Genomic DNA, 20,516 nt, shown 5'->3' with positions numbered 1-20,516 from the left:
AGGATGGCTGGAAACTGATGAAAGCGGATATCGGATTTGGGGGACAATCCCGCGCAATCTACGCGGAAAACCCTCTGGAAAGCCGGGGAAGGCTCTTCCCCGAGCCTGACAGCCCGACGCGGACACCCTTCCAGCGGGATCGGGACAGGATTATTCATTCTTCCGCGTTTCGCAGGCTCAAGCACAAGACGCAGGTTTTCGTCTATCACGAAGGTGACCATTTTCGCACACGGTTGACCCACACCATCGAGGTATCGCAAATCGCGCGCTCGCTGGCACGCGCTTTGCGGCTTGATGAAGATCTGGCGGAATGCCTGGCCTTGTCACATGATCTCGGTCACACGCCGTTTGGGCATGAAGGCGAAGACGTCATGCATGAGTGCATGGCACCCTTCGGCGGGTTCGACCACAACGCGCAATCACTGAGGGTCGTGACCCATCTGGAGCAGCGCTATGCCGAATTCGACGGTCTGAACCTCGCCTGGGAAACTCTGGAAGGGTTGGTCAAGCACAACGGCCCCCTGATTGATGCCAGCGGTGCGCCGCTCGGAAAGTTCAAGGACAGCCAGTTGCCGTTTGCAATCCGCGACTATGCCAGGAAACAGGACCTCCTGTTGCATACCTGGCCTGGTGCAGAGGCACAGGCCGCTGCCATTGCCGATGATATTGCCTATGACGCCCATGATCTCGATGACGGATTGAGGGCAGGGCTGTTCGCGATCGAAGACATGCGCGATGTGCCGTTCCTGGCCGACATCCTTGCCGAGGTCGATGGCAAATATCCGGGTCTCGAAGAGAGCCGACGTATCCACGAGATCGTCAGGCGATCGATCACGCGCATGGTCGAGGATGTCATTCGCGAAGCGGTGCGTAATCTGAATGACGTTGCTCCGCAAAGCGTCCAGGAGATTCGCATGGCGGGGCGTTGTCTCGTTGGTTTCTCTGCGGACATGACGGCTGCGGAAAAGGAAGTGAAACGGTTCCTGTTCGCCCGGGTCTACCGGCATGAAGATGTTCTTGCAGTTCGAAAGCTGGTTGCCCGGGTTGTGCGGGACCTGTTCACAAGGTTCCTTGCGGAACCGGACCTCATGCCGAAACCATGGAACAGTGGCCTTGGCAATCTGGGTGAAGCGGAAGTCGCGCGACTGGTTTGCGACTATATCGCCGGAATGACCGACCGATACGCCATCGAAGAGCACCGCAGACTGTTTGACGACACTCCTGATTTGGGGTAGGCGCAGAGGCGACTTTACAGCCCCGTGGCGCCGAAGGCTTTTCCTTCGCAGCGCGCGGGGGCTTTGTGTTTGAAAACCAAAACCAGACCGGTGTTCTATGAATATCTTCGCGGACTTCACGCTGCGCGTCAAAGACGCCCTCCAAAGCCTTGATTTAAAAGATGCAAATGGAGAGGCACCGGATCTTTCGCGAGTCGTCGTGGAAGCCCCGCGTGATCCGGCACATGGCGATCTTGCCACCAATGCTGCAATGGTGCTTGCAAAACCACTCGGCATGAAGCCGCGCGATCTTGCCGAGCAGCTTGTTGCCAAGCTCAACGCTGACCCGGAAATTACCGAGACGACGATCGCCGGCCCTGGTTTCATCAACCTGCGTGTCGCCCAGGGGGTCTGGCACAAGGTTCTGGCCAGCGTATTGGATCAGGGTATCCGCTTCGGAGCCCAGGAACGTTCTCCTGCTCCGAAGGTCAACGTCGAATACGTTTCCGCCAACCCGACAGGCCCGATGCACGTCGGTCATATTCGTGGAGCGGTCGTGGGTGATGCTCTGGCGAACATTCTGGCATTTGCCGGCAATGACGTGGTCAAGGAATATTACATCAACGATGCTGGCTCGCAGATCGATACGCTGGCTCGTAGCGCCTTCCTGCGTTACCGCGAGGCACTTGGCGAGGACATCGGCGACATTCCGGCTGGCCTTTATCCGGGAGACTACCTGAAACCCGTCGGTGAAAAACTGAAGGCGGAATTCGGTCCGACGCTGGCAAGCAAGGAAGAAAGCGACTGGCTGCCGCTGGTAAAGGAACGCGCGATTGCCGCCATGCTCGAGTTGATCCGGCAGGACCTGGCGGCGCTCGGTGTGGAACACGAGGTGTTCTATTCCGAAAGAACCTTGCATGATCGCGGCTCGAGCAACGGTTCGAAGATCGATCACATGCTCGAAACTCTCCGGAACAAGGGTCTGATTTACGAAGGCACGCTTCCGCCGCCCAAGGGTCAGGTTCCTGATGACTGGGAAGACCGCGAGCAAACACTGTTTCGCGCAAGCGACTTTGGTGACGATACCGACCGGGCTCTCAAGAAATCCGATGGCTCCTACACGTATTTCGCTGCCGACGTCGCCTATTTCCAGGACAAGTTCGAGCGGGGTTTTTCCGAGACGATCTACGTGCTTGGTGCCGATCACGGCGGTTACGCCAAACGCCTTCAGGCAGTCGGGAAGGCGATTTCCGACGGCAAGACGGAAGTTATCGTCCGGTTCTGCCAGCTTGTGAAGCTGATGCGTGACGGCGAACCGGTCAAGATGTCCAAACGCTCCGGCGATTTCATCACACTGCGCGATGTCGTGGATGAAGTCGGGCCGGACCCGGTTCGCTTCATGATGCTGTTCCGCAAGAATGATGCACCGCTGGACTTCGACTTCAAAAAGGTTACGGAACAATCGAAAGACAATCCGGTCTTCTATGTTCAATACGGCCATGCGCGTTGCTGTTCGGTCTTGCGGCAGGCGGCCGATGAGCTCAAGGAAGCCGGGTATGCGGTTGATGATCTTGCCGGGGCCGATTTCACCTTGCTGGATGATATCGGCGAGCAGGAGCTTATCGCCAAGATGGCGGAATGGCCGAAAGTGGTCGAAGCAGCTGCAGAAACACATGAGCCGCACAGAATTGCGTTTTATCTACATGAACTCGCTAGTTCTTTGCATGGCCACTGGAATAAAGGCTACGAATTGCCTCATTTACGTTTTATTCAGGCCGGTAACTTGAAATTAACCCTAGCGCGTCTTGCTTTGGTTCGTGCAGTATCTTTGGTGCTCGCTTCAGGTCTAACGATTCTCGGCGTGAATGCTCCTGAAGAAATGCGCTAGTTTTAATGGCCGCTGGGAACGACTAAATGGCTCGCCAGCGACTTGAAGTGGACCGGTTTTCGTAAAGCTCATGTCACAAGACTACGAAACAAAGCGATCAGATTTGCGCGCCTCGCAAAACGAGGCGGGCGGCGAACGGCCGGCCGCGGAGGATCCGCTGGTTGAATTGGCCCGGATTGTCCACAAGAACAAGCAATCGGGGGCAAATGTGAGCAGCGGCCGCGTTGGTAGTACAGATTATTTTGCGGGGCTGGACGATGTGGCAGGCGATGCGCCTGCACAATCCACCCCGGCGCCGTCGCGCATCGAACCTTCGTTTTCAAATCTACGTCCGGTGTCGAATACGCCTGAAGCCACTGCTGGCGCGGACTTTGCAGAAGAACCTGAAGGAACATACAGCGCCTCCAGGAATGATTTCTACGCGGCGACACCGCCGTCCAGCTTCGAGCAGTCTTTCCAGCTGGAAGAGCCGGTTCAAACAGCCCCAGTGACGCCTTCTTCACACGTTTCTTCGCTTTGGCCGAGCGAGCCGGAGCAGGCCGCAGAACCTGTACAACCAGTCGCTCCCCCAGTTGGCGTGTCACATGCTCCGGTGGATCATGTCGTGCAGTTTCGCACGCCGCAGGCTGCCGCAGTGCACGCTGAGCCGGAGGGCGCAAACGACAAGTCCTATCTCGCACCTTCCGTTGCCATGGATCTCGAACAGAATCTTACGGCAGAACTGGAAGACGAGTTGATCGGCGCCTTGCGTCAGTCCGTTGACGAGACACATCCGGCAAGCGCGCCCGATATGGGATATGCAGACGAGGTGGAAGAGGCTGCTCCTCAAACTCCCTCAATTCCTGTGATGCCAACGGCATCTTCATACTCCCGCGAAAAAACGGATTTTGCTTCCTCTGACAGCTTGACCCGCGCAACCCAGGTGCCGAGCGCGCCGTCCGTGTCTCCCGCCATTGGGACCGCAGCGTCCAGCATTTCGAAGCCAATTGATGCGCCGCGTCCCTCGGACGACTACCGGATTGGTGGCGTGCAACACGATGAACCGGTTGAGGCAGTTGCTGGAGATGAGGAGGTATTCGAAACCTCCAGCTACCAGCAGCCGGTAACCGGGCAACGTCCGCAGATTGACGAGAATGACTTCTTTGCTGCGCTGAACCCGGTTCAGTCCGAACCAGCGGCGCAAAAGGTGGAAGCCGCGCCGGAACAGGCAGGAGATCCTGCCGGCATAGACGCCCTTTTTGCCGATCTTGACTTCCCGGCTCCAACGACTCGGAAGCCTGTTGGTGGCTCGATCGACCCATCGTCGCAGGACACTCCGTCAACAGAGCCGGATCTGGACGATATGGCTTGGCCGGCCGCAGCTGCAGCGGTTCCTCAATCGGAAGACGACGAAACGCCGCCACCGCCGGAAGGTTATGACCTTGATGCGGTTGCACGGGCAATGCAGGAAAGCGATCCAAGCCTTACCGGTGCTGGCGTCCTGCCGCCTCACTCGGCAGCCGAACGCAACGCAATACCGCATGCGGGCGAAAAATCCCGGAAAGGCTTGTTCGTTGCAGCTGGAGTGCTTGGCGTTGCTGTCCTGGGCGGCGCAAGCTTCTTTCTGTTCGATAGCGACGCCGTTCCTGTACCCAGTGGTCCGCCACCGGTCATCAGCGGTCTGCAGGAGCCGCTCAAGGTATATCCGGAGCAGAGCCAGGCTTCGGCAAACGATCAAGCCGGAAAGCTTATTTATGATCGGGTCGACGGCACTGGTGTAGCCGGACCAGACAGGCTTATCCCGACAGAATCTCCGCAACCCGCAGAGTTGCCGCCGGCACCTGCAGGCACCAATGGCGACGCCGATCTCGTTCCCGGAACTCCGAAACGGGTAAGGACTGTGGTCGTGCGACCGGACGGAACCATCATTCCTGAAGGTGAAGAACCTGCTGTAGCGACACCTGCGCAGCCTCAGCCGGCGGTTCCTGCAGAGCCTGATGCGGCTTCCGGCGAAAACGGTTCGCGGGTTGTTTCCACCTCGCCCGTCGTGACCGGTGCGGATGTCGCGCCTGCAGATCCGTCAGCCACGGCTCCGGAACCGGCTCAACCCGATACACCCGCAATCGTAACCGGTGCCGACGTAGCGCCGGAGCCAGCTGCAAGTGAACCTGCTGCACCGGTGCCGTCTGTTGTGCCTCGCAAGAAGCCGGATGCTCCTGTTCAGGTTGCCAGTGCCCCAGCCGCCGTCACAACGCCGGTGCAGGCGCAGCAGAACGATAGTCCTCTTAACCTGACGCAACAGCCTGCCACCCCGGCAATAACTGCGCCCGCAGCTCCGGCGCCAGTTGCCAGCACCTCCGGCGGCAGCATCCCGTCTGGAACCTATATCGTTCAGGTAACGTCTCAACGTTCTGAAGCTGCTGCAAGCGACGCATACTCTGGACTGCAACGGCGGTTCCCGGCCGTATTGGGTAACCGGAACGCAGTGATCGTTGCAGCGACTGTTGAAGACAGGGGTGTGTTCTACAGGGCGCGGATCCCGACCGGGTCGCGCGATGAAGCAATAAGCTTGTGCGAAAGCCTCCAGGCAGCCGGTGGCGACTGCTTCGTTCGCAGACAGCCCTGACGACGGACTACACAATCGAAAAGCGTAACTAAGACGGTCGGGTATTCCCGGCCGTTTTATTCTGCTGCTGCGACTGGCTCGTTCAACGAGGTGCCGCGCAACTGCGGTCCCATGTGACGGAAGACCTCGGCGATGGCATCCATGGCCTGACGCACGGCGGGTTCCCGGCGCAAGTCCCGGTGAACGATGATGTGCTCGACGTTCGTGAGTTCCGCAAGCGGCTCAGTCAATCTGACGAGCTCGCGGTTACTGTCGCCCATGAAAACCGGCAAGAGACACAATCCGGCTCCCGATGCGGTCATGTTCATGAGAGTCGTCATGGTATTGGAACGCAGCTTCGGCATCTGAGCCAGCCGGGTTTCCAGCCAGCGCATCTGCGAGGGATACCAGAGGTCGTCTGGAGCAAAGCCAAGCCATGTACAGAGTTTGTAACGGTCCGGTGTTCTGGCGGCAGGGTGTTCTGCGACGTAATCGGCCGAACCGTAAACCGCGTAGGCCAATTCACCGATTTTCCGTGCAATCAACGTGTCGGTTTCCGGAAGGCAATTGCGGATCTGCAGCTCAATACTGCGTGACTGGTGATTGACATGCTGGTGGCTTGATATCAGTTCAAGCTCAACACCGTCGAGCAGGCCCGTCAGCAGTTCAAACCGGTCAGTCAGAACCCGCGCACGGACTTCGTCCACGGCGACACGAACAACCTTCAGTGCCGATCCGGACAGATCGGGCAGGATCCGTGCGGCCGCCTCCGCCTTCTTGCGCATGTCATCTGCCAGTGGGATCAGCCGCAGCCCGGCATCCGTCGGTTTCAGTCCTGTCGGCGTGCGGTCGAACAGTCTTGCGCCTATCCGGTCTTCAAAGCTCTTCAGGCGGCGGCTCAGTTGCGGTTGGCTGATGTCCAGTGCCTTTGCCGCCCCGGAGAGAGAGCGCATGCGGGCAGCCGCATCAACCAGTTTCAGATCATCCCAGTTCATGGGTGGGTTATACCAATATACAAGGCGAGGAGCAACGTGATGCGTATACGCATACCCGTTATGGGGTTTTCACGACTGATTTGGCTGCCGGAGCAGTGATAAGACTCTCTTGAAATTACCTGGAACCGTTGAATGTCACAGAACTCCGTCTATCACCGCCCGGATAACACGTTGCTCGCCCTGTTGCTTGCACTTGCCGGTATGGCTGCTTTCACACCGATATTTGCCGCAGGCAAACTGTCTGGAGGTTTGTTGCCGGTTGCTGTGCTGGTTTGGCTTCGTTTCATTGGGGGAGCTGCAACGATCGTGAGTGTTGCGGCCGTCAAGCGTGTTCCGGTGTTCACACGTGTCAGCCCGCTCTGGAAACTGCACCTCATGCGAGCGTTTTGTGGTGTTGGCGGACTTGCCTGCTCCATCTACGCCGCAAGTGTTCTGCCCTTGGCGGACGCAACCGCGATCGGCCTCACAAAAGGTATCATCGCCATCGTGTTGGCTGGTCTTGTCCTCAAGGAGGTGATCACCGGTCGCCATTGGGTCGCAGGTGTGTTGTGCGCTGCAGGGGCGTATCTCGTGGTCCGGTCTGCGGAAAGTGCTGCGGGTTATGACGAGCTTGCACTGGCTGGCGTCATGTCAGCGCTCATGGGCGCCGTGTTCATGGCCTGTGAAGCCCTGATCATGCGCTATATTGCCCAGCGCGAGGACACCATCACCATCCTGGCATATGTCAATGTCTTTGCCGCGGTGCTGTTGAGTGGGCCGGTCCTTTGGCTGATCGTCAAAGAGGGAGTTTCCTGGAGCGATCTGCTGATTTTTGCCTGGATGGGTCCACTGGCAATTGTCGGCCAGTCCATGAATATTTCCGCCTACAGAAGAGCAGGGGCGGCAACACTTGCCCCCGTGTATTACGGCACAGTGGTGATGTCGGCTGTTTTCGGTTTTGCAGTCTGGGGAGAAATTCCCACTCGCGTTGCTGTCTTTGGGGCCGTTCTGATTGTGGCAGGAGGTGCTATTCTGACCCTGCCGAACCCTTTCAGAAAGTTCCGCCAGGCTTCCTGAGATGCCTGGCGCCGAAGGTCAATGACTGAGCTTTTCTGCCAGAAACGGCAGGCTCTCATCCAGCCGGTAGTCCACTGAGGAATGATTATCGCTGAATTCCTGATAGACGTGGTCAACGCTGGCTTCGCTCAGTTTCCTGTGCAGGCGGCGCGCACCATAGACCAGGTTGTATTGATCGACGTCGCCGCATTCGATCCATAGCCCCTTCAAGGATTTCAGCGCATCGATGTGATGACCTACGATATGCACAGGGTCCCACTTCAGCCAGGCATTCCAGCGTTCTTCAATGAGTTCGCATGTTTCCGGATCGACAGGCAGCCGGATGCCGCAAAAGACCTCCGGATCGGGATCCGGATCGTAGGTCGCAGCCATGGCAAAGGTCATCAGGTCATGAAGTGAGTTGCCCGGATATTTCGGACCCTTTTCAAAATCCCGGACGAAAGCTTCGATTGAGCCCGCTTTTGCAATTGCCCTCAATGCGCTTGGCATTTCGGGCAGGTAACAAAGATCAAACGCCATGTCACCGGAATGGCAGGCGGCGGCAGACCAGACGTCTGAGTGTTTCATCGCGTGAATGATCGCGCCGTAGCCGCCTGAGGATTTTCCGAAGATACCGCGCTTGCCGGTGCCGCCGCACTTGAAGCGATTTTCAACATCTTCCAGCATTTCGGTTGTCAGCCAGGTTGCCCAGGGCCCCATTGCGTCGCTGTCTATGTACTGGTTCCCGCCAAGACGCGTGAAACAGTCGGGAAAGGCGACTGCAACAGGTGGCATGGCACCGTCATGGATGAGCCGGTCGAGCCGCTCCGGTACGTTCTCTCCGAAATTCTTCCAGTTTGTGTGAGCCGGGCCGCCGGCGGTAAATCCGACGATATCCACCAGAAGCGGCAAGCCGCTGCCGTCATGACCATGTGGGGTATAGACGTGGATCTCGCGCGTTGCCGTATCTCCCAGCCGGTTTCGTCCAAGGATTTCAGATCTATGGGAAAAACGGTGCAGGGTGCCGGCAGGAATGTCGAGACGCGCGCGCATGGGGGCTCCAATCAGATCTGGGACGAAGGTCGTCTAGATTGCAAGATAGTGACAAGGGTGCAAGAGGCAGCACTTGCATTTCTTGACGGCTCCCGGCGCTGCGGCTAAGCCGGATCAATGACCAAAGCCTTTGTATCCGGGTGTGCCGGACCGACCCTGACAAGTTCCGAAATCGACTTTTTCCAACAGGAAGACCCTTGGGGACTGATCCTGTTCGCGCGCAACATCGAAACGCCGGAACAGGTCAGGATACTCACGTCGGCTTTTCGGGAAGCTGTAGGTCGGAGCGATGCACCCGTTCTGGTGGATCAGGAAGGTGGCCGGGTGCAACGGTTGAAGCCACCTCATTGGCCAAAGTATCCTGCACCGAAGGCATACGGTGATCTGTACGACCGGGACGCTGCAGCAGGACAAAGAGTTGCCTGGCTTGCCGGGCGGCTGATTGCAGATGATCTCAACCAGGTTGGCATAACGGTCGATTGCCTGCCTTGTCTGGATGTCAGGTTCCCTGAAACTGTCGATGCTATCGGAGACAGGGCGATTTCACAGGATCCGGAAGTCGTTGCAATACTCGGCAAGGCGATGGCGGAAGGTGCTTTGGCAGGTGGCGTGTTGCCCGTGATCAAACATATTCCGGGCCACGGACGCGCACGTGTCGACAGTCATTTTGAGCTGCCGCGTGTCAATGCGGCCATTTCTTCTTTGGAAAGCGTGGATTTCCGGCCCTTCAAGGCCCTTTCTCACGTGTCATTGGGGATGACAGCCCATATTGTGTACGAGGGGATCGATCCGAATACAGCTGGGACGCAAAGCGCGAAAGTCATTCAGGAAATCATCAGGGGTGAAATCGGCTTCGACGGCTGTCTGATGAGCGACGATATTTCCATGAAGGCGCTCGGAGGCAGTTTTGAGGATCGGTCCGGCAAGATCATTGAGGCAGGGTGCGACATCGTTTTGCACTGCAATGGTGATATGGATGAAATGATTGCAGTCGCGAAGGTGGTGCCCGAGCTTTCGGGTGAAGCCAGGCGGCGTTGCGAGACGGCCTTGAGCGGTTTCCAGGTTCCCGATCCGGAATTTGACAGGCTTGCGGCCTTTGATGAATTTCACTCCTTGACCGGCTGGCAGGGCGTTTGACCGGAGCGGCAATGGCGGAAATGGAAAACAGCTCGAAGAGACAGCAGGATGGTTCCTATGATCTTCTCAGTTCTGTCAGCACTCCCGAGGAGCGTGCGAGTTCCGATCCGCAACTTGTTGTCGATGTGGAAGGTTTCGAAGGCCCGCTCGACCTCCTGTTAGGCCTGGCGCGAACGCAAAAGGTAGATCTTGCGCGTATTTCCATTCTCGAACTCGTCGAACAATACCTGGAATTCGTGGCCGAAGCCCGCAGGATGAGGCTGGAGCTGGCCGCGGACTATCTGGTCATGGCTGCATGGCTTGCCTTCCTGAAGTCCAAATTGTTGCTGCCTGAGCAGAAGAATGAGGACGAACCGACAGGTGAGGAACTTGCCGCGGCTCTCGCATTCCGTTTGCGGCGTCTGGAGGCTATGCGGGAGGTTTCCGAAAAACTCCTGACCCGGAACAGACAGGGACGGGACGTGTTCCATCGTGGTGAACCTGAAACCATGTCGGTGCAACACAAGAGCATCTGGGACGCTTCCATCTATGATCTGCTGTCTGCGTATGCCACGCAGCGCCAAAGGCAATCCGTAACCTCCGTCCGTGTGTTGCGCAGGACGGTATGGTCGCTGCAGGAAGCGCGCGAACTGCTCACCAAACTGGTTGGCCGGGTTGGTGAATGGGCCCCGATGAATGCCTATCTGCGCGATTATCTCTACGACAACAAGGATTGGGCGACGATTGTCGCAAGCACCTTCAGCGCCAGTCTCGAGATGGTGCGTGAAGGACAGGTCGAAATCCGGCAGGGCGAACCTTTTTCGCCGGTTTATATCCGTGCCGTCATGAAGGAGCCGGATCATGGCGTCTGATTTCGATCTTCTGCAGTTGGAAAACGACGAGGAAACCGCTCCATCTAAGCCTCTGGATCCGGCTGGCCTTCGCATGGTCGAAGCGTTGCTGTTCGCCTCGTCCGAACCGCTGTCGCTTGAAGAGCTGACACTACGTCTGCCTGAAGGCACGGATGTGCTGGCCCTTCTCGAGCAGTTGCAGAACACCTATGCCTCGAGAGGCGTCAATTTGGTCAGGGTCGCCGGGAAATGGTGCTTCCGAACGGCTGAGGATCTCGCCTATCTGATGCACCGGAACGTCGAAGAGCAGCGCAAATTGTCGCGCGCTGCACTCGAGACGCTTGCGATCATCGCCTATCATCAGCCGGTCACGCGCGCCGAGATTGAAGAAATCCGAGGCGTTTCCACCTCGAAGGGAACGCTTGATGTTCTGCTTGAAACGACATGGATACGAATGCGTGGACGCCGCAGAACTCCCGGCCGTCCGGTCACCTACGGAACCACCGATCATTTCCTGATCCACTTCGGTCTGGAGAATGTCCGAGACTTGCCGGGACTCGAGGAGCTGAAGGGAGCGGGGCTTCTGGACAGCGCCGTGCCGGCCTCGTTCCTTGTGCCGACACCCAATGACGATATCGCATTGACGGAAGATGAGGATCCTCTAGAAGACGGGTCTCTGTTTGACGATGATGACGCGGACGAGACCGCCGGATCCTGATGCCCGATCGCAAAAAGCCGACTTCAAACAATGGCAATGGCCATACGCTGAGCTGGGGTGCGCCCGGAACAGCCGGCGCAACCATCGCCGCAGGTCTCGTCTTTGAGAATGTGTCTCACGATTATGATGGCGTGACATCGGTTCAGGACCTGAGCCTGTCCATCGCACCAGGCGAGATCCTTTGTCTGCTTGGTCATTCCGGTTGCGGCAAGACCACATTGATGCGTATTGCCGCAGGCGTTGAGCGTCAGAGCAAGGGCAGGGTGCTGATCAACGGCCGGGAAATTGCCGGCGATGAACTGTTTCAGCCTCCCGAAAAGCGCGGTGTCGGCCTGATGTTCCAGGATTACGCGCTTTTTCCGCATATGAGCATTCTGGCGAATGTAATGTTCGGCCTGACCAACATGCCAAGACGGGAAGCCCAGACCGCCGCCCTGAGTGCTCTCGGCCGCGTCGGTCTGGCGGACTATGCAGCCGACTATCCTCACGCGCTTTCCGGTGGTGAACAGCAGCGTGTCGCGCTGGCCCGTGCACTGGTTCCCCGGCCCGGCATTCTCCTTATGGACGAACCATTCTCGGGGCTCGACAAACGTCTCCGTGACAATGTGCGCGATGAAACGCTCGCGGTTATTCGCGAAACGCGCGCCACCTGCATCATTGTGACCCACGATCCGGAAGAAGCCATGCGCATGGGCGACAAGATCGCGCTGATGCGCCAGGGCCGCCTGGTTCAGCACGGCACGGCCGCAGACCTCTACAAGGCGCCCGTCGACCTGTTTGCCGCCAGGTTCTTTTCGGAACTGAACCAGTTGGAAGGTGTTGTGACCCCGGCAGGTGTCGAAACGCCGGTCGGCGTCTTGTCATCGGAGGGTTTGTCGCCGGGGCAGAAGGTTGATGTTTGCGTTCGGCCACAAGGCGTTGTCCTGAACAATGCCGGATTGTGCGGTGTTCCCGGCAGAATTCGTTCGAAACGATTCGTCGGCGAGGTCGATTTGTTGTCTATTGCAATAGACGGGCTCAATCATCCCCTTCAGGCAAGGGTTCGTGCGGGCAGTCCCTGGGAGCGTGGAATGGACGTTGCCGTCACGACTGATCCGAAAGACGTGCTTGTTTTTCCGCGTTCACCTTCCCAAGTCTAAGGGGAGGGCAACTTATCATTCCGTCTAAGTGATCGAAATCAAATAGACTGGCATGTTGCAGGGAGTGGGCCGTTTTTGTAAGAAGGGCCTAAGGGCTTTTAAAGCCGATTATCAGGAGTTTGGCGTATGGGCATTAGTATTTGGCAGATCTTGATCATCGCAGTGGTCGTTGTTCTGCTGTTCGGACGTGGCAAGATTTCCGATCTCATGGGTGATGTTGCAAAGGGAATCAAAAGCTTCAAGAAGGGCATGGCCGAAGACGACGTAGCCGACTCTCCGAAGACCATCGACCACAAGAGCAGCGAAACGGCATCGTCCGTGAACGCCGAAGATCAGACCAAAGCGAGCTGATCTCAATCTGCATCGCGTCTCCTTAAGGGACGATACATCTCATGTTCGATATCGGGTGGACCGAACTATTGGTGATCGCCTGTGTGGCGATCATCGTCGTGGGGCCAAAGGATTTGCCGCGCATGCTGCGCACACTTGGCCAGACGATTGGGAAGATGCGAAAGCTTTCGCGTGAGTTCCAGTCGACCTTCAACGACGCGCTGCGTGAGGCCGAACAACAGGCCGATATCGCTGACATGAAGAAGCAGGTCGAATCGGCCGCCAACTTCAATCCGTTGGGTGATTTGAAAAAATCCATCGAAGAAGACGCGACCAAGAAAGCCGACAAGCCAAAAGTGGCAGCCAGCGAACCGGCGTCGCCGCCGGCAGACAGCGCAAATGCGGACAAGGTTTCTCCTACGGAAACAGCCCAGGCTGAAACCGAGGCAAAGCCGAAAACCGCGCCGGTGACGGAAGATGTAAAGGCATGAGCCAGGACGAAATCGACGCCTCGAAGGCGCCACTGATCGAACATCTGATCGAACTGCGCCAACGACTTATGTGGTCGATCGGTGCGATCCTCGTGATGTTCGTTATCTGCTTCTATTTCGCCACGGATATCTACAACATCCTGACTGTGCCTTACCTGCGCGCTGCAGGAGAGGGCCACCCGGTGGAGATGATCTTCACCGCGCCGCAGGAATGGTTTTTCACCCAGTTGAAGCTCGCGCTTTTCGGCGCGCTCTTTCTGGCATTTCCTGTCGTGGCCAGCCAGATCTACATGTTCGTGGCGCCCGGGCTCTACAAGCATGAGCGTGGCGCGTTCCTGCCGTTTCTGGTCGCAACGCCTGTTCTGTTCCTGATCGGCGCCTGTCTCGTCTATTTCCTGGTCATGCCCATGGCCATGGGCTTCTTCCTGTCTCAGGAACAGGCTGCGGCCACCGGTAAGGTTGCCATTCAGCATCTTGCCAAGGTGAGTGAATACCTGGGCCTGATCATGATCCTGATCTTCGCCTTCGGCCTGGTGTTCCAGTTGCCGGTGGTGCTGACCTTGCTCGGCAGGGCTGGCCTGGTGAGCTCCGATACGCTTCGCCAAAAACGCAAATATGCGATTGTTGGTGCCTTTGCTGCTGCTGCAATTTTGACACCACCCGACCCGATCTCGCAGATCGGTCTTGCGCTGCCTACGCTGCTTCTCTACGAAGTCTCCATTCTGTCCGTCAAACTGGTGGAACGCCAGCGTGCCGAAAGGGAGGCTCAACGCGAAGCCGAGGATGCGGCCGCTTGATGCTTTGAACGCTGCGCTTCCCGGATTGACAGACGGAATTGATTGAAACGACCGTCGTTCGGGAAGCGAAGATGTTTGATATTAGATGGATACGGGAAAACGCAGTCGCCTTTGACCAGGCTTTGGCTAAACGGGGTTATGAAGCTTCCGCAGCCAAGCTGATCGCACTGGACGATTCCCGCCGCTCCCATATCACCAAACTTCAGGAAGCCCAGGAACGGCGCAACGCCGCCTCCAAGGAAATCGGCAAGGCCAAGAGCTCGGGCGATGACGCGCGTGCGCAGGAGCTGATTGACGAAGTCGCACAGATCAAGGCTTTCATTCAGTCGGGTGAAGAAGAAGAGCGTAAGCTCATTGCCGATCTGGAAGCGGCCATGGCCGTCATCCCCAATCTGCCGCATGACGATGTTCCTGTGGGCGAGGATGAAGCCGGCAACGTGCTTCTGAAGACGCACGGTGAAAAACCGGTCTTCACGTTCAATGAAGCTCCGAAAGAACACTATGAGCTGGGCGAAGACCTCGGCGGCATGGACTTTGCCGCTGCGGCCAAGCTGTCTGGTTCGCGCTTCGTGATCCTCAAGGGTCAGATTGCCCGGCTGGAACGCGCTCTTGGCCAGTTCATGATTGACCTGCACACCCAGGAAAACGGCTATACAGAGGTTTCGCCGCCGCTTCTGGTTCATAGCGATCCGCTCTACGGGACCGGTCAGCTGCCGAAATTCGAGGAAGATCTCTTCAAGACCACCACGGATCACTACCTGATCCCGACGGCCGAAATACCGCTGACCAATCTGGTTGCCGGTGAGATCCTCCCGGAAGATCAACTGCCGCTTCGTGTGACTGCGCTCACCTATTGTTTCCGGTCCGAGGCCGGGTCTGCCGGGCGTGATACGCGTGGAATGCTGCGCCAGCATCAGTTCCAGAAATGCGAACTCGTTTCCGTTACCAAGCCGGAAGACTCGCTCGACGAGCTGGAACGCATGTTGGGCTGCGCGGAGAAAGTTCTGCAGAAACTCGGCCTGCATTACCGGGTGATGACCTTGTGCAGCGGCGACATGGGCTTTGGTGCACGCAAGACCTACGACATCGAGGTCTGGTTGCCCGGACAGGATACCTACCGCGAGATTTCGTCCTGTTCCGTTTGCGGCGACTTTCAGGCGCGCCGCATGAATGCAAGGTTCCGGCCCACTGACTCAAAACAACCGCTCCACGTGCACACCCTCAACGGATCGGGTATCGCAGTTGGGCGGGCATTGATTGCCGTTTTGGAAAACTATCAAAATGGCGATGGCACGATCACCGTTCCCGACGTTCTGCGACCTTACATGGGTGGTCTGGAAAAGATCGGCTGAGCGGGACCGGCGGGAAGGGCGGCCTGATCGGCATTGCCTGGATCGTGAGCGCCGGCGTTCAGTCGCAGCATACCGCCGGAATTTTGATTGCAATGGACGGCAACCGCGCAAGTTTGCCGTCCATCTTCATTTGGGCCTCTTCGGACATGATGTCAGAAGAGCTCGTGGGAAAACGGAGCAAAGATCGAGATGCGTATCCTCATCACCAATGACGACGGAATTCAGTCTCCCGGGCTGACGGTTCTGGAAAACATTGCCAGGACACTTTCCGACGATGTCTGGGTAATCGCTCCTGAAACCGACCAGAGTGGTGTTGCCCATTCCCTGACACTGAGCGACCCGCTGCGCCTTCGTAAGCTCGATGACCGCCACTACGCCTTGAAAGGGACGCCAACAGATTGCGTGATCATGGGCGTGCGCAAGGTGCTTCCCGGTTTGCCGGATCTAGTGCTGTCGGGAATCAACCGGGGCCAGAACCTCGCTGAAGACGTGACCTATTCCGGAACTGTTGCCGGAGCGATGGAAGGAGCAATCCTCGGGATCAGGTCGATCGCCGTTTCCCAGGCTTACAACTGGGATGTGCGTGCCGAGCCGGACTATTCGACCGCAGAAGCCCACGCACCAGCGCTCTTCCGCAGGCTGATCGATTTCGAACTTCCGCAATATACGTTGTTGAATGTCAACTTTCCGGCCTGTGACGCCAAGGACGTGAAGGGGATCAAGGTTACCGTACAGGGGCACCATGAACAAAGCGGACTGTCCATCGACGAGCGTTCGGACGGGCGTGGTTATCCCTATTACTGGCTGCGTTTTCAGGATCGCGGCAAATCCGTACTTGATAATTCCGATCTGCAGGCAATTGCGGATGGATATGTTTCCGTTTCGCCGCTACGCATAGATCTGACAGCCCACGACCTGGTGACACACTTGGCGGAGGCTTTGGGGTAAACCCTGAGGGGGAACGGTTCATGGCCGGTCAATTGCCCGGCAAGGAAAACAGGACGATGGCGTCCGCTTTGCCGGATGAAGCGGAAGCCCGCGCTGCATTGGTTCTGGCACTGCGACAGCGCGGTGTCGGGGCGAGGGACGTACTGGCTGCAATTGAACGCGTCCCCCGGCGCCTTTTCCTGTCCGCACGCCATCACAGTCTTGCCTATGAAGACGCAATGCTGCCGATCGAATGCGGGCAGATCGTTTCAGCACCTTCAATCGTTGCCTTTACGGTACAGGCGCTAGCAATCGACTCCAGTCACGTGGTTCTGGAGATAGGGACCGGTTCCGGCTATCAGGCAGCCGTTATGTCCCATCTGGCCGCCCAGGTGGAAACGCTCGACAGGTTCGCCACCTTGACGGATCTGGCAACACGACGTTTTGAGGCGCTCAAACTGACGAACGTGAAAGCCCGGCAGGCCGACGGTTTGAGCGAGTTTCGCCAGAAAGGCCCCTACGACAGGATTGTCGTCAACGCGGCAGTGGAAGAAGTGCCAGACCCTTGGCTGCAGCAGCTGAAACCGGGAGGCATCCTGATCGCGCCGGTCGGTCAGGCAAAAATGGCCCAGCCGTTGATCAAGTTCCAGAAAACCGAGAGTGTTGTGACTGCGGAAACGCTGATGATGGTGCGGACGGTCATGTTGCAGCCGGGAATCGCCAAGAAGCTCTAGAACGGTGATTCATGCCGATTCTTGGGCCCATGCATTCGTTGAGCTTACTCGACCACTTGCCTGTTCAAATTTACTATAATCGGCGCGATTGCTGGCTTTCTGGTTTGCTTCAATACTGAGAAATCGTTGTTTTTCAGCGAAAGCGTCAACCGTCTTTAGCCTTTATAAACCTTACTACCGTCTACTCTTAACCATAACAGCCACAGTCAGCGGTTAGAGTTAAGGCGATGATGAAGCGGAAGCGTACCCTCCGCAGGGATCTGATGGGCAAGGTAGCGACAGTGTCGCTGGTTGCTGTTGCTCTCGCGGGATGTTCCAGCGCGGTCGAGCGATTTGGTGAACCACCCTATTATACGGGCAATACCCAGAATCAGCGGGATATTCTCAACGGCGGCCAGAAGCAGCCGACATACCAGGATATCGTGAATGGGCCTGGAGGGACCGCCGCAGGGCTTCCACAGAGTTCGTCCCAGCCAGTGACGACGGGGTCCATCCCGAACAGAGCACCATCTGTCCAGTCTGCGCCGTTGCCGGCGCCGGTGACGACGGCTCAGCGTCCTGCACCTGTCCGCGCAGCACCAGTTGCGACACAGCCCGCACCTGAAGCAGTGGCATCGACCGGGAATGTGAGGAGCTGGAAAGGGTGGACATCTGCCGGCGGAACCCGGGTGCAAATGCGTCAGGGTGATTCCATCAATTCGATGGCACGCCGGTATGGTGTTCCGATCCAGGCTATTGTTGCTGTCAATGGCATCGACGACCCGGCAAAGGTACAGCCGGGTCAGAGCGTCATCATCCCGACTTACGTTTACGCTGAACGAAACGGTTCAACGAGCACGACTGAAGGCGAAAGCGGCAAGGTCAAACTGCCGACAGCTGGACGAAGCGATAATGTTGTCACTGGCTCCGTGCCGACGTCTGTCGGGACGATGCCGAGGCCTGATCAGAAGAACGGTCAGCAGCCGACATTTGCTGATATCAGCCAGGGCAAGGTCGACGTTGTCCGCGTCAGCACCTTGCCGAGGCGCAAGCCCGGTGGATCCGATCAAACTCTGACCACAGCTTCCATTTCGTCCGGATCGTCTTCCTCGAGCGTGCCGACACCGCGCCGTCAGCCAGAGACTTCGTCCGCGGGCTCGCAGCCCGTTGCTGCGGCACCGTCGGGAACGGTAGAGAAAACCAAGCTGCCACAGCCCGCTCTCACGCAGGAAGCCCGGCCCACAGAACCGATCAAGACGCCAACTGTCGTTGCCAAGGTTCAGGAAGACGACAGCGCGGATGCCAAGTTCCGGTGGCCTGTTCGTGGCCGTATCATCTCCGACTTCGGCGCAAAGCCAGGTGGTGGCAAGAACGAGGGTGTGAATCTTGCTGTTCCTGAAGGAACACCTGTTCATGCTGCTGACGACGGTTCTGTGATCTATTCAGGCAACGAACTGAAGGGCTACGGCAACCTGATCCTCGTGCGACACAATGACGGCTGGGTCTCTGCCTATGCACACAACAGCGAGTTGAAGGTCAAGCGGGGCGATACGATCCGCCGCGGTGATGTGGTTGCGCTGGCGGGCGCGACTGGGTCAGTCAACCAGCCGCAGCTCCATTTCGAACTGCGCCAGGGCAACAAGCCCGTCGATCCGCTGAAATACCTGCCGCGACGCTGACGCTGACAATTCTCGTATCCGGTGGGACCTTGCGATCCGCCGGATGAGAAAAGGCAGTCCGTGGCGAAAACCGTTAATCTTGTCAATCAGCCCGGCCCTTGCGCCGGGCTTTGTCATTTCAGGAAATCGTCTTGCCGAGCCTGCCGGCCAGATCCTGAATGAACTGAAAGGCGACACGGCCCGACCGGCTGCCGCGTGTCGTCGCCCATTCCATCGCTTTTGCCCGCAATTCGTCTGCTTCGATCTTCAGGTCAAAGTGTGCGGCATAGCCGCGCACCATATCCAGGTAGTCGTCCTGGCTGCACTTGTGAAACCCGAGCCAAAGCCCGAACCGGTCCGACAACGAAACCTTTTCTTCAACGGCTTCTGCGGGGTTTATTGCAGTCGAGCGTTCGTTCTCGATCATGTCCCGTGGTAGAAGGTGACGGCGGTTCGAAGTGGCATAAAAAATGACGTTATCAGGCCGACCCTCGATCCCGCCCTCAAGAACGGCTTTGAGCGACTTGTACGAGGTGTCGTCATTGTCGAAACTCAGGTCGTCGCAAAAGACGATGAACCTGCAGGAAACGTCCCGGATAAGGTTCATGAGTTTGGGCAGCGACTCGATGTCTTCTCGATGAATTTCAATGAGTTTCAAGCCGGCGGAAGCGTTTTCGACCGCGATCGCTGCATGGGCAGCCTTGACCAGTGAGGATTTGCCCATGCCTCTGGCGCCCCAGAGCAATGCGTTGTTTGCAGGTAATCCTTTCGCAAACCGGCGCGTATTGTCGAGAAGAAGATCACGCACATGGGAAACCGCACAAAGCAAGGTGATGTCGACGCGATTGACCTTTTGAACCGGTAGCAGCTCACCCGGATCAGGCGCCCAGACGAAAGCGTCAGCAACCGAAAAATCCGGGCGGCCGGGACGGGCCGGCACCGCACGTGTGATAAGGTCGATCAGGGAATCGAGTTTTGCATTTAATGCGGTGAGGTCGTTTTCAGCGTTCATTCTTCTTGCAAGCCCTGTCAAAAAGGCCCATGTCAGGCCCTGAATTAAGTGATGGCAGGATTAACACGGTGCGGGAAACACGAAAACGTCAGTTATTCCCATACCGGTACGCAGGAAACTGCTTGCAAAGCTTGAAATGAGGCGCGCCGCAGTTATAGTCCGCGCCACCAGAATGAGAGCGTTTTTGCCGAAGACCCGACAGCGGGGTCGGTGGTCCCCAAAAACGCCACTTAGGAGAAGTGAATGTTTATCACCCCAGCCTACGCGCAGGCAGCCGGTCCGGCAGGCGCTTCCGGTTTCTTGATCCAGATCCTGCCTTTCGTGGCGATCTTCGCAATCATGTATTTCCTGATCATCCGCCCGCAGCGTCAGCGCATGAAGAAGCATCAGGACATGGTTGCCAACCTTCGCCGTGGTGACACCATCGTGACCACCGGTGGCCTGATCGGCAAGGTTTCCAAAGTCGTAGACGACGGTGAAGTGCAGGTCGAACTTTCCGAGGGCGTCAAGGTTCGTCTCGTACGTTCCATGGTGCAGGAAGTGCGCTCCAAAACCGAACCGGCCAAGGAAAACGCGTAACGCGATCCCCGCCGCTTCGATGATACCGCCGGGCCGGTTCAGATCGGCCTGGCTGCATTTAAGG

Annotated in this window: 19 protein-coding genes; 16 read left to right on the top strand and 3 right to left on the bottom strand. The window is 57.5% G+C overall.

Features of this window, described 5'->3' with window-relative positions:
* Window positions 1–17: 17 nt before the first annotated feature.
* The 3 genes from FIU93_RS20705 (at window position 18) to FIU93_RS20695 (ending at window position 5,707) form a co-directional block, all read left to right on the top strand.
* Entirely contained in the window at window positions 18–1,235 is a 1,218-nt protein-coding gene (locus FIU93_RS20705) for a deoxyguanosinetriphosphate triphosphohydrolase (protein WP_077293721.1), read from the top strand.
* Window positions 1,236–1,332: 97 nt separating this feature from the next.
* Window positions 1,333–3,102 carry an arginine--tRNA ligase gene (gene argS, locus FIU93_RS20700; RefSeq protein ID WP_152506591.1) on the top strand — a complete coding sequence of 590 codons (1,770 nt, stop codon included), beginning with the start codon at window positions 1,333–1,335 and terminating at the stop codon, window positions 3,100–3,102.
* A gap of 208 nt (window positions 3,103–3,310) precedes the next feature.
* Window positions 3,311–5,707 (top strand): SPOR domain-containing protein, encoded by a 2,397-nt coding sequence (locus FIU93_RS20695; protein WP_173017368.1) that lies wholly within the window; start codon window positions 3,311–3,313, stop codon window positions 5,705–5,707.
* Between the two features lie 56 nt (window positions 5,708–5,763).
* Here the strand turns inward: FIU93_RS20695 and FIU93_RS20690 are convergent, their stop codons facing one another.
* Window positions 5,764–6,681 (bottom strand): LysR family transcriptional regulator, encoded by a 918-nt coding sequence (locus FIU93_RS20690; RefSeq protein ID WP_152506589.1) that lies wholly within the window; start codon window positions 6,679–6,681, stop codon window positions 5,764–5,766.
* Between the two features lie 132 nt (window positions 6,682–6,813).
* On the opposite strand from FIU93_RS20690, the gene FIU93_RS20685 reads away from it, so the two are divergent.
* Window positions 6,814–7,737, top strand: coding sequence for a DMT family transporter (locus FIU93_RS20685; protein ID WP_152506588.1), 924 nt, complete (start codon window positions 6,814–6,816; stop codon window positions 7,735–7,737).
* Window positions 7,738–7,755: 18 nt separating this feature from the next.
* Here FIU93_RS20685 and FIU93_RS20680 read toward each other — a convergent pair whose 3' ends face one another.
* Window positions 7,756–8,769: an alpha/beta hydrolase-fold protein gene (locus FIU93_RS20680; protein ID WP_152506587.1), complete on the bottom strand. Its 1,014-nt coding sequence runs from the start codon at window positions 8,767–8,769 to the stop codon at window positions 7,756–7,758.
* 117 nt (window positions 8,770–8,886) lie between these two features.
* Between FIU93_RS20680 and nagZ the strand changes: the two genes are divergently transcribed.
* The 11 genes from nagZ (at window position 8,887) to FIU93_RS20625 (ending at window position 18,882) form a co-directional block, all read left to right on the top strand.
* Window positions 8,887–9,906, top strand: a complete 1,020-nt coding sequence (gene nagZ, locus FIU93_RS20675) for a beta-N-acetylhexosaminidase (protein ID WP_152506586.1) — start codon at window positions 8,887–8,889, stop codon at window positions 9,904–9,906.
* Window positions 9,907–9,926: 20 nt separating this feature from the next.
* Window positions 9,927–10,757: a ScpA family protein gene (locus FIU93_RS20670; protein WP_035909502.1), complete on the top strand. Its 831-nt coding sequence runs from the start codon at window positions 9,927–9,929 to the stop codon at window positions 10,755–10,757.
* Window positions 10,747–11,454: an SMC-Scp complex subunit ScpB gene (gene scpB / locus FIU93_RS20665; protein WP_075283945.1), complete on the top strand. Its 708-nt coding sequence runs from the start codon at window positions 10,747–10,749 to the stop codon at window positions 11,452–11,454. The genes FIU93_RS20670 and scpB overlap by 11 nt, the downstream gene beginning before the upstream one ends.
* Window positions 11,454–12,593, top strand: coding sequence for an ABC transporter ATP-binding protein (locus tag FIU93_RS20660; RefSeq protein WP_022998723.1), 1,140 nt, complete (start codon window positions 11,454–11,456; stop codon window positions 12,591–12,593). Before scpB ends, FIU93_RS20660 begins: the two co-directional genes overlap by 1 nt.
* Before the next feature lie 126 nt (window positions 12,594–12,719).
* Window positions 12,720–12,944 carry a twin-arginine translocase TatA/TatE family subunit gene (locus FIU93_RS20655; protein WP_022998722.1) on the top strand — a complete coding sequence of 75 codons (225 nt, stop codon included), beginning with the start codon at window positions 12,720–12,722 and terminating at the stop codon, window positions 12,942–12,944.
* 41 nt (window positions 12,945–12,985) lie between these two features.
* Window positions 12,986–13,414, top strand: coding sequence for a Sec-independent protein translocase protein TatB (gene tatB / locus FIU93_RS20650; RefSeq protein WP_022998721.1), 429 nt, complete (start codon window positions 12,986–12,988; stop codon window positions 13,412–13,414).
* Window positions 13,411–14,211 carry a twin-arginine translocase subunit TatC gene (gene tatC / locus FIU93_RS20645; RefSeq protein ID WP_022998720.1) on the top strand — a complete coding sequence of 267 codons (801 nt, stop codon included), beginning with the start codon at window positions 13,411–13,413 and terminating at the stop codon, window positions 14,209–14,211. Before tatB ends, tatC begins: the two co-directional genes overlap by 4 nt.
* Before the next feature lie 71 nt (window positions 14,212–14,282).
* A complete protein-coding gene (gene serS / locus FIU93_RS20640) occupies window positions 14,283–15,563 on the top strand; it encodes a serine--tRNA ligase (protein ID WP_022998719.1) in 1,281 nt (426 codons plus the stop codon).
* A 189-nt stretch (window positions 15,564–15,752) separates the two neighbouring features.
* The gene (surE, locus tag FIU93_RS20635) at window positions 15,753–16,511 is read left to right on the top strand and encodes a 5'/3'-nucleotidase SurE (RefSeq protein WP_022998718.1); all 759 of its coding nucleotides are present in this window, start codon (window positions 15,753–15,755) and stop codon (window positions 16,509–16,511) included.
* Window positions 16,512–16,531: 20 nt separating this feature from the next.
* The gene (locus FIU93_RS20630; RefSeq protein ID WP_286202371.1) at window positions 16,532–17,224 is read left to right on the top strand and encodes a protein-L-isoaspartate(D-aspartate) O-methyltransferase; all 693 of its coding nucleotides are present in this window, start codon (window positions 16,532–16,534) and stop codon (window positions 17,222–17,224) included.
* Between the two features lie 674 nt (window positions 17,225–17,898).
* Window positions 17,899–18,882: a peptidoglycan DD-metalloendopeptidase family protein gene (locus tag FIU93_RS20625; protein ID WP_209009507.1), complete on the top strand. Its 984-nt coding sequence runs from the start codon at window positions 17,899–17,901 to the stop codon at window positions 18,880–18,882.
* A gap of 118 nt (window positions 18,883–19,000) precedes the next feature.
* On the opposite strand, the gene FIU93_RS20620 is transcribed toward FIU93_RS20625, so the two are convergent.
* Window positions 19,001–19,873: an ATP-binding protein gene (locus FIU93_RS20620; protein ID WP_152506585.1), complete on the bottom strand. Its 873-nt coding sequence runs from the start codon at window positions 19,871–19,873 to the stop codon at window positions 19,001–19,003.
* Window positions 19,874–20,116: 243 nt separating this feature from the next.
* Between FIU93_RS20620 and yajC the strand changes: the two genes are divergently transcribed.
* Complete coding sequence (gene yajC, locus FIU93_RS20615; RefSeq protein WP_022998714.1) at window positions 20,117–20,452, top strand: preprotein translocase subunit YajC; 336 nt, start codon at window positions 20,117–20,119, stop codon at window positions 20,450–20,452.
* Window positions 20,453–20,516 lie beyond the last annotated feature (64 nt).

This window comes from Labrenzia sp. THAF35 (assembly GCF_009363595.1).
In the GTDB taxonomy this organism is placed as follows: Bacteria; Pseudomonadota; Alphaproteobacteria; order Rhizobiales; family Stappiaceae; genus Roseibium; species Roseibium algicola.
Note: the sequence above shows the minus strand (reverse complement) of the source record. Positions and strands in the feature narration are given on the sequence as shown.

Coding starts and splice junctions, on each gene's coding strand:
- FIU93_RS20705 (WP_077293721.1), top strand. CDS start 18: ATGAAAGCGGATATCGGATTTGGGGGACAATCCCGCGCAATCTACGCG.
- argS (WP_152506591.1), top strand. CDS start 1,333: ATGAATATCTTCGCGGACTTCACGCTGCGCGTCAAAGACGCCCTCCAA.
- FIU93_RS20690 (WP_152506589.1), bottom strand. CDS start 6,681: ATGAACTGGGATGATCTGAAACTGGTTGATGCGGCTGCCCGCATGCGC.
- FIU93_RS20685 (WP_152506588.1), top strand. CDS start 6,814: ATGTCACAGAACTCCGTCTATCACCGCCCGGATAACACGTTGCTCGCC.
- FIU93_RS20680 (WP_152506587.1), bottom strand. CDS start 8,769: ATGCGCGCGCGTCTCGACATTCCTGCCGGCACCCTGCACCGTTTTTCC.
- nagZ (WP_152506586.1), top strand. CDS start 8,887: ATGACCAAAGCCTTTGTATCCGGGTGTGCCGGACCGACCCTGACAAGT.
- FIU93_RS20670 (WP_035909502.1), top strand. CDS start 9,927: ATGGAAAACAGCTCGAAGAGACAGCAGGATGGTTCCTATGATCTTCTC.
- scpB (WP_075283945.1), top strand. CDS start 10,747: ATGGCGTCTGATTTCGATCTTCTGCAGTTGGAAAACGACGAGGAAACC.
- FIU93_RS20660 (WP_022998723.1), top strand. CDS start 11,454: ATGCCCGATCGCAAAAAGCCGACTTCAAACAATGGCAATGGCCATACG.
- FIU93_RS20655 (WP_022998722.1), top strand. CDS start 12,720: ATGGGCATTAGTATTTGGCAGATCTTGATCATCGCAGTGGTCGTTGTT.
- tatB (WP_022998721.1), top strand. CDS start 12,986: ATGTTCGATATCGGGTGGACCGAACTATTGGTGATCGCCTGTGTGGCG.
- tatC (WP_022998720.1), top strand. CDS start 13,411: ATGAGCCAGGACGAAATCGACGCCTCGAAGGCGCCACTGATCGAACAT.
- serS (WP_022998719.1), top strand. CDS start 14,283: ATGTTTGATATTAGATGGATACGGGAAAACGCAGTCGCCTTTGACCAG.
- surE (WP_022998718.1), top strand. CDS start 15,753: ATGCGTATCCTCATCACCAATGACGACGGAATTCAGTCTCCCGGGCTG.
- FIU93_RS20630 (WP_286202371.1), top strand. CDS start 16,532: ATGGCCGGTCAATTGCCCGGCAAGGAAAACAGGACGATGGCGTCCGCT.
- FIU93_RS20625 (WP_209009507.1), top strand. CDS start 17,899: ATGCGTCAGGGTGATTCCATCAATTCGATGGCACGCCGGTATGGTGTT.
- FIU93_RS20620 (WP_152506585.1), bottom strand. CDS start 19,873: ATGAACGCTGAAAACGACCTCACCGCATTAAATGCAAAACTCGATTCC.
- yajC (WP_022998714.1), top strand. CDS start 20,117: ATGTTTATCACCCCAGCCTACGCGCAGGCAGCCGGTCCGGCAGGCGCT.